Origin of the sequence: Sedimentitalea arenosa, assembly GCF_016428585.1 — a bacterium.
In the GTDB taxonomy this organism is placed as follows: Bacteria; Pseudomonadota; Alphaproteobacteria; order Rhodobacterales; family Rhodobacteraceae; genus Sedimentitalea; species Sedimentitalea arenosa.
Window position 1 is genome coordinate 204,844 of the sequence record NZ_JAELVR010000003.1, and the last position, 12,545, is coordinate 217,388.

The window sequence follows — 12,545 nt, forward strand, 5'->3', positions numbered from 1 at the left end:
CCCCGATGGCCGTATTGCGGCGTATTGGGGGGCGCGAATCGACGAGGAGGCCGTGGGCGGAAATGGATCTTTCGGAACTGGGTGAGGGAGTCCTGGCCGGTGAGCGCCGGGCGCTGGCACGGGCGATCACGCTGGTGGAAAGCGGCCGCGAGGATCATCGCGCCGCCGCCGCCGATCTGCTGGAACATGTGGCGGGTGCGGGGCGGCAGGCGCTGCGGATCGGTCTGTCGGGCACACCGGGCGTCGGCAAGTCGACCTTCATCGAGAGTTTCGGGATGATGCTGATCGACCGCGGGTTGCGGGTCGCGGTGCTGGCGGTCGATCCGAGTTCGGCGCGGTCGGGCGGCTCGATCCTGGGCGACAAGACGCGGATGGACCGGCTGAGCCGGGAGCCTGCCGCCTTCATCCGCCCGTCGCCGAGCCAGACGCATCTGGGCGGCGTGGCGCGGCGCAGCCGCGAGGCGGTGGCGCTGTGCGAGGCGGCCGGGTTCGACGTGGTGCTGGTCGAGACCGTGGGCGTCGGGCAGTCCGAGACCGTGGTGGCCGAGATGTGCGACCTGTTCCTGCTGCTGCTGGCCCCGGCGGGGGGCGACGAGTTGCAGGGGGTGAAGCGGGGCATCATGGAGATGGCCGACCTGATCCTGGTCAACAAGGCCGATGGCGATCTGAAGGCGGCGGCCACGCGCACCTGCAGCGATTACGCCGGGGCGCTGCGGCTGCTGCGAAAGCGCGCGCAGGACCCCGAGGGCTTTCCCAAGGCGATGATGGTCTCGGCGATCGAGGATCACGGGCTGGACGCGGCCTGGGAGGAGATGCAGGCGCTGGTGAGCTGGCGCAAGGAACAGGGCTTCTGGGACGCGCGGCGCGCGGCGCAGGCGGAATACTGGTTCACCCAGGACGTGCGCCAGGGCGTGCTGGCGCAGCTCGAGACCGGGGCGGCGCGGGCCGAGATGAAGCGGCTCGGCCGGCTGGTGGCGGAGGGGCGGATGACGCCTTCGGCGGCGGCGCGCGAGATGCTGGACGACCACCTGGCGCCCTGACACCGCCGGTGTGATTCGCGCCGCTCGCGCGGTGGGGCCGTGCGGGTATCGCCCGGGGGCGGAAAACCGGCCCGACGGCGCGGCGTCAGGGCGAGAATCCGGGCCGGGGCGGCTTGACGGGCGCGGGCTTTGCGCCTATCAGCACCGCACAGGTTTCAGGCGCGGCCGATGCGGCGCCTTTTTTCATTGGGATGCGCCGGGGGTGCATCCGGCACAAGACGAGGTAAGTGACATGTCGCGCCGCTGCGAACTGACCGGAAAAGGCCCGATGACTGGCAACAATGTCAGCCACGCCAAGAACAGAACCCGCCGCCGGTTTCTGCCCAACCTGAACGACGTGACCCTGCAGTCCGAGACCCTGGGCCGCGGTGTGAAGCTGCGGATTTCGGCCGCGGCGCTGCGCAGCGTCGATCACCGGGGCGGTCTGGACGGTTTCCTGGCCAAGGCCAAGGACGACGAACTGTCCGCCAACGCGCTGAAGGTCAAGAAAGAGATCGCCAAGGCGGCTGCCTCGGCCTGATCCACGGTCCTTGGGACCTGCTGACCTGCCATGACGGCCCCGCGGTTTCGCGGGGTCTTTTGCGCTTGCGGCGCCGCCGCGATCGGCCCTATACCCGGCCCATCATGCGGTATCCGATGTCCCGATGCATGGCGTTCGCGCTGGTTGCGCTGCTGGTTCTGACCAGCCAGGCGATGGCCGTGGCGCGCGGTGCGCCCGGCGCCGCCGGGACGATCGAGCTCTGCACCGGCACCGGCCCGGTGATGATCGCCGTGGACGAGAGCGGCGCCCCGGTCACACCGCCGCATTTCTGCCCGGACCAGGCATTGTCGCTGGTGAGTGCCGTTGCGCTGAGCGACGCGACGCCGCGGCCGCTGCGTCGCACGGCGTGGCGGCTTGCCTTCGCGGGCGCCTCGCAGGAGGGAAGCGACCAGCCGCCGAGCACGGTGGCGCGCGCGCCGCCTGTCGCGGCCTGACCCTTCCTTCTTCGACTTCCAAGCAGACACAGAGACAACAAGGAGAGACGCGATGTCTTTCAGAACCACCCTCATGGCGGCGATGGCCGCATTGACCTTCACCACCCCGGTCCTGGCCGAGGACGCGACCGGCACGATCATGGTCGAGGATGCCTATGCGCGCAGCTCGATGATGGCTTCGGAAACCGGCGCGGCCTTCATGGTGCTGATGAACAAGGGCGCCGAGGATGACCGGCTGGTTTCGGCAAGCTCGGATATCGCCGAGCGGGTCGAGCTGCACACCCATATCCAGGATGCCGATGGCGTGATGAAGATGCGCGAGGTCGAGGACGGCTTCGTGGTGCCCGCCGGCGGGATGCACGCGCTGCAGCGCGGCGGCGACCACGTGATGTTCCTGGGGCTGACGCGACCGCTGAATGACGGCGACGTGGTGAACGTGACGCTGAGCTTCGAGAAGGCGGGCGACGTCGTGATCGAGGTGCCGGTGGACCTGACGCGCAAGCCGCGCCACGGGATGAAGAAGCACGGCCAGGGCAGCGACGGCTGAGTTCTTGAACCGGGTGGCGTCCGGCCTCGGGCTGCGCTGCAGCCGTCGGCCGGACGCGGGCCGGGCCTTTCAGGGGCCGGCCGGCGCCTGACCTGACCGTTCCAGCAGCTCGGCGACCCAGGCGGGTACGGTTTCGCTGGCGCGCCCGGGGCGGGTTTCGGCGAAGGGCTTGATCTGTCGCGGTGTCGGCTCGAGCGTCAGTTCGACCGTGTGGGCGCCCGCGACCAACGCCTCCTGCACGAAGCCCGCTGCCGGGTACACCTGCCCCGAGGTGCCGATGGCGGCGAAGAGATCGGCCTGCGCCAGAGCTTCCAGCACTTCGTCCATGTGATGGGGCATCTCGCCGAACCAGACCACGTCGGGCCGCGTCAGCGGCGCGGCGCAGGCGGGGCAGGGATCGGCGCGGTGCATCACCGGTGGGGCCGGCCAGCGGTGGCCGCACCCGGCACAGAGCGCGCCATCCAGCCGCCCGTGCATGTGCAGCACCTCCCGCGTGCCGCCGGCCTCGTGCAGGGCGTCGACATTCTGGGTCACGATCATCACCTCGCCCGGCCAGTCTGCCTGCAGCCGGGCCAGCGCCCGGTGGGCCGCGTTGGGCCGGGCCTCGGCCGCCTGGGTGCGGCGCGCGTTGTAGAAGGCGTGCACCCGGTCCGGATCGCGGGCGAATCCCTCGGGCGTGGCGACATCCTCGATCCGGTTCTCGGTCCAGATGCCGCCCTTGTCGCGGAACGTGCCGAGCCCGCTTTCCGCCGAGATCCCGGCGCCTGTTAGAATGACGATCCGTTCCATGTGGCGGGCTCCCTTGTGGCCTAAAGGTCGATCAGAACCAGGTCCTCGGCAAGCCAGGGCAGGCGCTCGATCGCGGGCGAGATCATCTGGCTCTGCATCAGGCGCTGCATGGTCCGGGCGATGTCGAGCGGCACCGTGTCGACCCAATCCGAGGCGGCGAACAGCGAAATCCGCCGCGCGGCGCCGTCGAAGGGCAGGGCGAAGACGTCGAGATCGTCGTGGAACCGGGTCGCCCGCATGTATCCCAGCGGCGTGGTGATCGCCCAGCCGATGCGCTGGGCCACCATGGCCATCAGTGCCAGGTGGCTGCCGATCTCGAACCGGTCCTCCAGCGCCAGGTCGCGGCGCTGCAGCAACCGGGCGATCTGCTCGGCGATCAGCTGCTCGCGTGCATAGCGCAGGAAGGGCAGCGGCGGGGCGGGTGCGAACAATTCGCCCGCGTCGCGCAGCGCGCCGCGTGGCGCGACCACCACGAACGGATCCTGCGCCAGCGGGTATTCCGTCACCCCGGCGATCTCGGCCTCGGCGCTGGCGGCGACCGCAACGTGGAACCGCCGGTTGCGCATCGCGGCGACGATCTCGTGGCTGGAGGCGGTGATCATCTCGAACCGGCAGCCCGCGAGGCTGGCGGCGAGGTCTGTGGCGAGGCGCGGCGTCAGGTCGTTGTCGAAATCGTCGATCAGCCCGATCGAGAGCGAGTCCAGATGCGACAGGTCCATCCGGGTGAGTTCGCTCTGCCCGAGGCGCAGTTCGGACAGGGCGGTTTCGGCGCGCCGCAGAAAGCTCTGCCCCGCTGCGGTCAGCCGCATCGGACGGCGCCCGTGGTCGACCAGCGCGGTGCCGAGCGCGGCTTCGAGGTTGCGCAGCTGCTGGCTCACCGAGGGCTGGCTGAGCCCGGTCAGCTCGGCCGCGCCCGCGACCGAGCCTGTCCGGGACAGCGCCTCGAACACCTCCAGCCCGCGCAGGGTGACGCCCTTGGTCAGCATCGCGACCGCTCCTGTTGCCTGCGCACGTGTTTGGAACCGTGGCGCGGACGGGTCAAGGGGGCAGGGGTCAGCCGGCGCGGGCCAGCGTGGGGGTCGGCCGGAGCAGCGCGGCTTCGTCGCGGCGCAGCTGCGGCCGGGCGAGGCGGCGCGCGCAGCCCGAGTCGCGCGGCAGATCTGCAAAGAAAGGCCCCGTCCCGGCCAGCGCGGGCCCGAGATAGAGGCTCTCGGAGGCGACCCCGTTGGCGAAGATGACCTCGTGCCGGTCGAGCAGAAGGTGCATCCAGGTCGTGCCCAGCCCCTGCAGGGATCGGATCGTGACCCCGTCCTGCAGATGTCCTGCGGCGGCGAAGACTTCGGCCGCGCCGAACATCAGTTCGGCCTGCGCGGTGCGCAGCAGCAGCCGGTGCTGGCGGGACACCCGCAGGGGCGCGATGGCCCCCAACATGCCGGTTGCGATCTCGATCGGGGCGCCGGGGCCAAGGCCGTTGCCGCGCCGCGCGCCGACCCAGCGCACCGGTTGCAAGCCGTTGTCCAGCGTCCTGACGCGGTCGCCCACGCGCAACGTCCGGATCGGCCGGAGCCCGGCCTCGGTGTCGATCAGTGTCGCGGCATCGTAGCAGATCGGGGTCGCGTAGTCGGCAACCTGGAAATCCGGGAAGTCCCGCGCGGAAACCACCGTCAGGGGCACCCCGACCGGGGGGAAGCCGCCGGGGCCGCCGATGAAGGCCAGGCCCTCGACGGTGGCATAGCTGGTCGAGGAGTTGTGCAGGTTGAAGCCGACCACCTCCCAGCTGTTCACGCCGTCGCTCAGGGTCAGGCCGTATTCGGCCTCCACGATGGTGCCATTGGCATACCCAACGCCATCGAAGCTTTGCGCCCCGTCCAGCCGTTGCGACATGTCGTTGTCGCGGAAATCGGAATCGTCATCGGAGAGCGCGATCGGCGCCCAGGCATCCGAGTCCAGCGTGATCGTCTGCCCCACGAGATGCGAGCCGTCGCCCTGTGTCACGCCATCGAGTTGCGCCCCGCCCGAGATCGTCATGTGCGACTCGCCGAGCGCGAAAATGGAATACTCCGCCAAGACCGGATGCCCCTGTTGCCCCAGTTCGGCCCGCGCCATCGGCCGGACCGGGCGCCATCAGACACCGTGCGCGTTAACGCAAAGGGCAACGCCGCGCCGCTTCATGCGGCGGATTTTAGTCGAATTGGGGCGGATGGGGCGGGATCAGCCGCAGGTCATCTGCGCGCGCTCGCCGAAAGCACGGTAGCGCTTCCAGAACCGCTCGTCGCTGCGCCGGTCCGATTGTCGGACTTCCTGCGCCATGTGCGGGTCGCGGAAGAACTTGGCCGCCTTCTTGCGGTCCGACCGGGTCAGGCTGTCGCGCGCCACGGATTCGATGCAACGGCACATCTGCGGCGTCGCCGCCGACCGCCCCGAGGAGCGGCAGGCCCGCTCGATGATGCCGTTGGCCGCCTGTACCGGTTCGGGCACGGCCCAGGCGAGGGTCGCGAAACACAGGATGCCGACGGAGAGTCTTTTCATCGGGAATGCCTCTTGCTGCTCGTCGGGACGTTGCCCGCTCAGGTTTTCGCGAGACTATGCCGCAAACTGCTCCGCCGATCAATGCTGCCAAGGGGGCACCGCCCACACCATCACGCGAAGATGAAATCGCCCAGGCTCAACTGGAAATCGAAGATCTGCCCGGTCGCGGATTTCACAAGGATGGTGTCACCCAATACCTCAACTGTGACATTGTTGCCATTTTGCGTGACGGTCAGGTCGGAAAATTCAAGACCGCGACCGTAATCCGTCAGGTCGATCCTGTCGTTGCCGTCCTCGAAATCTTGGATCTTGTCGCGCTTGTTGTCCTTCGTGAACACGAACACGTCGTTGCCGGACCCGCCCAGCATCGAATCCTTGCCTTTTCCGTCGCTCAGGACGTCGTTGCCAGACCCGCCCTTGACCTTGTCGTCTCCGTTGCCACCGAACACCCGGTCGTTGCCGCCGCCTCCGGTGACGGTGTCATCGCCCGCGCCGCCATAGGCATAGTCGTTGCCGTTCTGTCCCATCACGGAATCGTCATCGGCATCGCCGAACAGGAAATCACCGTCATCCCCGCCCAGGAGCGTGTCGCGGCCATCGCCGCCGAAAAGACTGTCCTTGCCCTTGCCGCCTTTCAGCATGTCCAGCCCCTTGCCGCCCTCCAGCACGTCATCGCCCGCCGCGCCCTTGAGCGTGTCGCGCCCTTTGAGGCCAAAGATCAGATCGTCCTGTGGCGTGCCGACAATGGAATTGTTGCCGCCATTGCCGTTTATGCTGTCGTCGATCGGCACGAAGCGCAGCGCCCGCACCTCGTCCAACGCTCCGCTGGACGAGAACAGGAACTGTTCGCCGCCGATATCGCGTGCCTCCAAGTCATAGGTGCGGCCCAGCTGGGTTGCGGGCTGAAACTCGTCCACCTCGTGTAGCGCGCCGCCCTCGGTCATGCGGAAGATCGCGATGCTGCGGCCATATCCGCCGGTGGCGATGTAGTGCAAGCCATCTTCCTCGAAGGCTACGACTGTCTCGGGCGCGCCCCACTGGTCGCCAATACTGGGCACTTCCTGATCGATCAGTTCCAGCCGCCCGTTGCCGAGGATCTCATAAACGAGGATCGTGCCCGCCGTGACCTCGGGAACCACGACAAAAGAACGCCCGCCGATCTCGACCGGCTCCAGGTCGCTGGTGATCCGGTTGTAGATTGCGCTGTCGGTCGTGGGCACCTCGTAGGCTTCGGTCAGGCTGCCGTCGCGCTTCAACCGCAGCACCTGCAAGGGCGCAATGTCGAACTGGCCGAAAGCCACCACATAGGTCTTGCCATCCACTGTCACGACGTCGTTCTTTTCAAAATCGTAGATGAAGGGTTCCGTGCTCTCGAGCGGCTTCAGCTTGCCGTTGGCTCGGATCTGGAAGGTCTCGAACGTGCCATTGGTCGATGAAGTGCGCGCCCCGTCCGACGAGATCAGGATGTCACGCCCGCCGATATTGACGATCTTGGGGTCCGAGCCGAAGGAACTGACCGTGCCATAGCCCTGCGGCGCATTGGTCAGGTCGCGATGCTGGATCACCTCGGGCGCGCCGGTGCCGTCGAACTTGATCACGAACAGCCCGGTGTCAAAGAACTGCTGGTTATTCTCCAGCCGGGTCGCGCTGCCGCTCAGGTAGACATAGCTGACGCCGTTCTTTTCGATGCTGGCGATGGTGTTGCTGCCGAATGAATAGCTGTCGAGCCGATCAAAGGACGTGCCATAGGCATCGACAAAATCCAGCGCGCCGTTGCTCGCAATGGTCGCCATGCCGAACCCGTTGCCCTCGGACGCCATCACCAGGTAGTTTTGCCCGCCGGTTTCGATACTGGTCAGCCGTCCCGGCGCGAAATACGATGTTCCAAAGCCGTTATCGAACCCCATGTCCCGCACGCGTTGCAGCGTGTCGATCTCTACAATCGGCATCTTGAAAACCCTTCGCTGAAATAACCTTGCCCATACGCTAGGACACGTTGCGATTCCGCGTCAAGCCAGCTTGGCTGCAAACACGCATCGGCTTGACGCTTGCCTGTTTCCCGCTCATATCCACGCCATGACACCGCTCTCGCATATCCGCAATTTCTCCATCGTCGCCCATATCGACCACGGGAAATCCACGCTCGCCGATCGCCTCATCCAGGAGACGAACACCGTCTCGCTGCGCGAGATGAAGGAGCAAATGCTCGACAGCATGGATATCGAACGCGAACGCGGCATCACCATCAAGGCGCAGACCGTCCGGATCAACTATACCGCCGACAACGGCGAGGACTACGTGCTGAACCTGATCGACACGCCCGGTCACGTGGACTTTGCCTACGAGGTTTCCCGCTCGATGCGCGCGGTCGAAGGGTCGCTGCTGGTGGTCGATTCCACCCAAGGGGTCGAGGCACAGACGCTGGCCAATGTCTACCAGGCCATCGACGCCGACCACGAGATCGTTCCGGTGCTGAACAAGATCGACCTGCCCGCCACCGATTGCGACCGCGTGGCCGAGCAGATCGAGGACGTGATCGGCATCGACGCCTCCGGCGCCATCCGGGTCAGCGCCAAGACCGGCGTCGGCATCCACGAGACGCTGGAAGCCATCGTTCACCACCTGCCCGCGCCCAAGGGTGACCGCGACGCGCCGCTCAAGGCGATGCTGGTCGACAGCTGGTATGACAGCTATCTGGGCGTCATCGTTCTGGTGCGCATCATGGACGGCGTGCTGAAGAAGGGCGACCGGGTTCGCATGATGCAGAACGGCAGCGTGCACCATGTCGACCGCATCGGCGTCTTCCGCCCGGCGATGACCACGGTCGACGAACTCGGCCCCGGCGAGATCGGCTTTCTCACCGCGTCGATCAAGCAGGTCCGCGATACCCGGGTCGGCGACACGATCACGCATGAGAAGAACGGCTGCGCCAAGGCGCTTCCGGGCTTCAAGCCCGCCCAGCCAGTGGTGTTCTGCGGTCTCTTCCCGGTCGATTCCGCCGAATTCGAAGACCTGCGCGACGCGATCGAGAAACTGGCCCTGAACGACGCCTCCTTCAGTTTCGAGATGGAAACCTCCGCGGCGCTGGGCTTCGGCTTTCGCTGCGGCTTTCTCGGCCTGCTGCATCTGGAGGTCGTGCGCGACCGGATCGAGCGTGAATACGATATCGATCTCATCACCACCGCGCCCAGCGTGGTCTATCACGTCTACATGCGCGACGGCGAGATGACCGAGCTGCACAACCCCGCCGACATGCCCGACCTGACCCATGTCGATCACCTCGAAGAACCCCGGATCAAGGCCACGATCCTCGTGCCCGACGACTACCTTGGCGATGTTCTGAAGCTTTGCCAGGACCGCCGCGGCATCCAGCTCGACCTGACCTATGCCGGCAGCCGCGCCATGGTGGTCTATGACCTGCCGCTGAACGAAGTGGTGTTCGATTTCTACGACCGGCTGAAATCGGTCACCAAGGGCTATGCGAGCTTTGACTACCAGCTGACCGAATACCGCCAGGACAACCTGGTGAAGATGTCGATCCTGGTGAATGACGAACCGGTCGATGCGCTGTCGATGATGGTGCACCGCGACCGCGCCGAGGCCCGCGGGCGCGCCATGGTCGAAAAGCTCAAGGATCTGATCCCGCGCCACATGTTCAAGATCCCGATCCAGGCCGCGATCGGAGGCAAGGTCATCGCCCGCGAGACCCTCTCGGCCATGCGCAAGGACGTGACCGCCAAATGCTACGGCGGCGACGCCACCCGCAAGAAAAAGCTTCTGGAGAAGCAGAAGAAGGGCAAGAAGCGGATGCGCCAGTTCGGCAAGGTGGACATCCCGCAGGAAGCGTTTATTTCCGCCCTTAAAATGGACAGCTGAGCCTGTCCATTCTAGGAGCGCTTGCGGGTAGACGTTTGGCAAAGCCGAATGTTTCCGGCACCCGGTGCAGTTAAAGCGCTTGAAAAGGCCGGTGGGCGAAAGCGGTTGGCGCGGCCGACTGCGGGCCCACATTGGTCAGGAGGAGCGGCCCCGCCCGCGACCCACGCCACGCGCACGCCACTTAATCGCCGAAATCTCCAGCCCCACTGCCCGGCGGGCACCGTCGGGCCGCGACCGACCTCTCCCCGGGGGATCGCTGGCGCAGCCGCTCCTGGATAGAACGGCATCTGGACTTTGCATAAGGTCGGGAGCAGGGGAGGAGCGAAGCGACCTCGCGTTCGGTCGCGGACGTTCCACCCTCGGGTTTGTGTCTCGCGCCTGGTGGAGACTTGTCTCTTGCTGAGGGAGCGCGCTTTGGGGCCGTCGCGTGTATCGACGTTGACCGACTGACATGGAGGCGACAGCCAAATGCCCGATTTCCGATCGTGCCGGAACTGATCCAAGCGCCAGTGCCGCTTTGCCGGAAACCGCCCACTGCACATCTTCCGGGACAGGCGTTGCATGCTCGGTTTCGGGGCGGTGCTTCGATCCGAAGCACCGCCGGAATGTCACTCCGCGCGCGTCACGGAGTCGATCTTGGTCAGGCCTTCCTCTCCGGCGGTTTCATAGACCAGCGTGATCTTGTCGCCCGCGGCGAGGTCTTCGGGAACGGCGACATCGGCGGCCAGTTCCCAGACGGTCTTGTCATTCAGAACGATCACCCCGTCCACCCGGTCAAAGGCGAGGATGGTTCCGGTTGTTTCATCGGCAAAGGCGGGGGCTGCGGCCAGAAGGGCTGCAGCGAGCAGAATGCGCATCGGCATGTCCTGTGAGCGAGGCGGTTGCCCTGGGGCGGTCTCCTTGCGGCCTCCGGGCGGAGCCTCGCGCCCGGATGGCGGGGATATGGGGCCACGCCGCGAGTCGCGCAAGGAAAATCTGCGCCGCGTCCGTTCATCGTGCCGGGACGCGCAATCCAACCGCCCGGGCCGACCCGACGGTTTGTCTGGAGGATGGTCGCGGGGGCCCTCGCAACCGGTCGGCGATCTGGTCGAACCGCGTTGTGCAAGACCGGAGATCGGGTACTGGGGTCCTGTCCAAATACAGGTTGAAACGGCGCCACCGGAGCGAGCGCCGCGCCGCTGGGGTTACAGCTTTTTCTGGACGTCTTCCGCCGTGTCGGTGATCGTGTCACCGGCCTTCTGGATGTCGCGGCCAGCGCCTTTGGCGGTTTCACAGGCGGTCAGCGCGACCAGCGCCAGCCCGATCAGAATGGGTCGTATCATGTGGGTCTCCTTGCCTTTTTGCGTATCAGTATGAACTCCGTTCCCGCGGTTTTGACAAGGCCCTTGCAACGTGTTTGCGCGGACATGAATCTCACATTCTCATTTTTCTATGCAACTGCCCGCCCCGCCGCTATCGTCGCCTCACCAACAAAGGGAGAGAAAAATGAAACACATGCTCGCCGCTGCCGCCATCGCCACGAGTCTCGCCGGCTCTGCCTGGGCCGAGGGCGAAACCCATCACGTCGCGATCCACGTCAACCAGGACGATCCATGGGTCATGACCATGGCGCTGAACAATGCGCAGAACCTGGCGAACTACTATGAATCCCAGGGCGATAGCGTGGTGATCGAGATGGTGACCTATGGCCCTGGCCTGACCATGCTGATCCCGGGCAAGAGTCCGGTCGAGGACCGCATCTCCAGCATGAGCCTGGAGATGGAAAACCTCAGCTTCGCTGCCTGTGGCAACACTCACCGGGCCATGTCGGCCAAGGCGGGTCACGAGATCGAGCTGATGGACGAGGCGCGGATCGTGCCCTCGGGCGTGGTGCGTCTGGTCGAGTTGCAGGAACAGGGCTACGCCTACGTGCGCCCCTGAGCGCGGCCTGTCACCTGTCGGCGGGAATGGCCGGGCCGGTCTGCAGGTCCGGCCCCCGCCAAGGTCCCCGACGCACCGTCAGAATCGCCGCGAGGAAGAGCAGGAACCCGGCCCAGCAGCCGGCGCCATACCACAGCAGAACCGCCCAGATCCCTGCTCCCATGGCCGCACCGACGCCGGCGAACGCGACACCGGAAAACAGCGCGAGGACGAGAAATGCGATCATTCCGAACGGTCCTTTCAAGGCGAACAGGGCCCGTTCAGGCTAGGACGGCGAAGATGAACGACCGGTTAACGGAGACGCGAAAAAAGCGGCTTGCTCAGGTGCTATTCATCGGCGCGGGCACATGTTAGCGTTTTGAAATCTGCAAACGGGGAGACACCATGCCGGTTACGGTCAAGGAGATGATGGAGGCGGCCAACGCCGCCGTCGAACGCATAGATGGCGCGCGCGCCCAGGAGCTGGTCGCGGACGGGGCGCTGCTGCTGGACGTGCGCGACGCGCCGGAGCTGGAACGGGCCGGGCGTGCCACGGGCTCGCACCATATCCCACGCGGAATGCTCGAGTTCCGGGCCGACCCGGAAACCCAATTTCATGATCCCGAGCTGCAGTTCGACCGTCCGGTCGTGCTGCATTGCGCCTCGGGCGGGCGGGCGGCGCTGGCCGGAAAACTGTTGAAAGACATGGGTTACAAGAGCGTCTTCAATGTCGGTGGCCTGTCGGATTGGCAGTCTTCCGGCGGCCCCGTCGAACAGCCCATCGACCCGGGCATGTAGCGCCGCGCGCGGCCGGATTGATTCGGATCAAGGTTGCGACATTCTGAAACCGATATGTTTCGACCTGTCCGGAATCCTTGCAGGAGAATGCC

Annotated in this window: 15 protein-coding genes; 7 read left to right on the plus strand and 8 right to left on the minus strand. The window is 66.1% G+C overall.

All coding sequences use genetic code 11. The annotated features are described in order from the left end of the window. Positions 1–62 precede the first annotated feature (62 nt). The 4 genes from meaB to JF290_RS05675 all read left to right on the plus strand — a co-directional run bounded on the left by meaB (position 63) and on the right by JF290_RS05675 (position 2,562). Complete coding sequence (meaB, locus tag JF290_RS05660) at positions 63–1,040, plus strand: methylmalonyl Co-A mutase-associated GTPase MeaB (RefSeq protein ID WP_199023791.1); 978 nt, start codon at positions 63–65, stop codon at positions 1,038–1,040. A 232-nt stretch (positions 1,041–1,272) separates the two neighbouring features. Further along, on the plus strand, positions 1,273–1,560 hold the full coding sequence (rpmB, locus tag JF290_RS05665; RefSeq protein WP_199023792.1) for a 50S ribosomal protein L28: 288 nt from the start codon (positions 1,273–1,275) through the stop codon (positions 1,558–1,560). A gap of 128 nt (positions 1,561–1,688) precedes the next feature. After that, a complete protein-coding gene (locus JF290_RS05670) occupies positions 1,689–2,015 on the plus strand; it encodes a hypothetical protein (RefSeq protein ID WP_199023793.1) in 327 nt (108 codons plus the stop codon). Between the two features lie 52 nt (positions 2,016–2,067). Further along, positions 2,068–2,562, plus strand: a complete 495-nt coding sequence (locus JF290_RS05675) for a copper chaperone PCu(A)C (RefSeq protein ID WP_199023794.1) — start codon at positions 2,068–2,070, stop codon at positions 2,560–2,562. 69 nt (positions 2,563–2,631) lie between these two features. Here the strand turns inward: JF290_RS05675 and JF290_RS05680 are convergent, their stop codons facing one another. The 5 genes from JF290_RS05680 to JF290_RS05700 form a co-directional block, all read right to left on the minus strand. After that, positions 2,632–3,351 (minus strand): NAD-dependent deacylase, encoded by a 720-nt coding sequence (locus JF290_RS05680; RefSeq protein WP_199023795.1) that lies wholly within the window; start codon positions 3,349–3,351, stop codon positions 2,632–2,634. 20 nt (positions 3,352–3,371) lie between these two features. Further along, positions 3,372–4,337, minus strand: coding sequence for a LysR family transcriptional regulator (locus JF290_RS05685; protein ID WP_199023796.1), 966 nt, complete (start codon positions 4,335–4,337; stop codon positions 3,372–3,374). A 67-nt stretch (positions 4,338–4,404) separates the two neighbouring features. Beyond that, entirely contained in the window at positions 4,405–5,457 is a 1,053-nt protein-coding gene (locus JF290_RS05690) for a Hint domain-containing protein (protein ID WP_199023797.1), read from the minus strand. A 105-nt stretch (positions 5,458–5,562) separates the two neighbouring features. Continuing rightward, the gene (locus JF290_RS05695) at positions 5,563–5,880 is read right to left on the minus strand and encodes a hypothetical protein (RefSeq protein WP_199023798.1); all 318 of its coding nucleotides are present in this window, start codon (positions 5,878–5,880) and stop codon (positions 5,563–5,565) included. Between the two features lie 110 nt (positions 5,881–5,990). Beyond that, positions 5,991–7,829, minus strand: a complete 1,839-nt coding sequence (locus tag JF290_RS05700; protein WP_199023799.1) for a calcium-binding protein — start codon at positions 7,827–7,829, stop codon at positions 5,991–5,993. A gap of 127 nt (positions 7,830–7,956) precedes the next feature. On the opposite strand from JF290_RS05700, the gene lepA reads away from it, so the two are divergent. Beyond that, entirely contained in the window at positions 7,957–9,756 is a 1,800-nt protein-coding gene (gene lepA / locus JF290_RS05705) for a translation elongation factor 4 (RefSeq protein WP_199023800.1), read from the plus strand. Positions 9,757–10,364: 608 nt separating this feature from the next. Here lepA and JF290_RS05710 read toward each other — a convergent pair. Continuing rightward, positions 10,365–10,613 (minus strand): hypothetical protein, encoded by a 249-nt coding sequence (locus JF290_RS05710; protein WP_199023801.1) that lies wholly within the window; start codon positions 10,611–10,613, stop codon positions 10,365–10,367. 327 nt (positions 10,614–10,940) lie between these two features. After that, a complete protein-coding gene (locus JF290_RS05715) occupies positions 10,941–11,078 on the minus strand; it encodes an entericidin A/B family lipoprotein (RefSeq protein ID WP_199023802.1) in 138 nt (45 codons plus the stop codon). 163 nt (positions 11,079–11,241) lie between these two features. Here JF290_RS05715 and JF290_RS05720 point away from each other — a divergent pair, with 163 nt between their 5' ends. Beyond that, positions 11,242–11,676: a DsrE family protein gene (locus JF290_RS05720; RefSeq protein WP_328701209.1), complete on the plus strand. Its 435-nt coding sequence runs from the start codon at positions 11,242–11,244 to the stop codon at positions 11,674–11,676. A gap of 10 nt (positions 11,677–11,686) precedes the next feature. On the opposite strand, the gene JF290_RS05725 is transcribed toward JF290_RS05720, so the two are convergent. Continuing rightward, the gene (locus tag JF290_RS05725; RefSeq protein WP_199023803.1) at positions 11,687–11,902 is read right to left on the minus strand and encodes a hypothetical protein; all 216 of its coding nucleotides are present in this window, start codon (positions 11,900–11,902) and stop codon (positions 11,687–11,689) included. A gap of 158 nt (positions 11,903–12,060) precedes the next feature. On the opposite strand from JF290_RS05725, the gene JF290_RS05730 reads away from it, so the two are divergent. After that, positions 12,061–12,453 (plus strand): rhodanese-like domain-containing protein, encoded by a 393-nt coding sequence (locus tag JF290_RS05730; protein WP_199023804.1) that lies wholly within the window; start codon positions 12,061–12,063, stop codon positions 12,451–12,453. Positions 12,454–12,545: the final 92 nt, after the last annotated feature.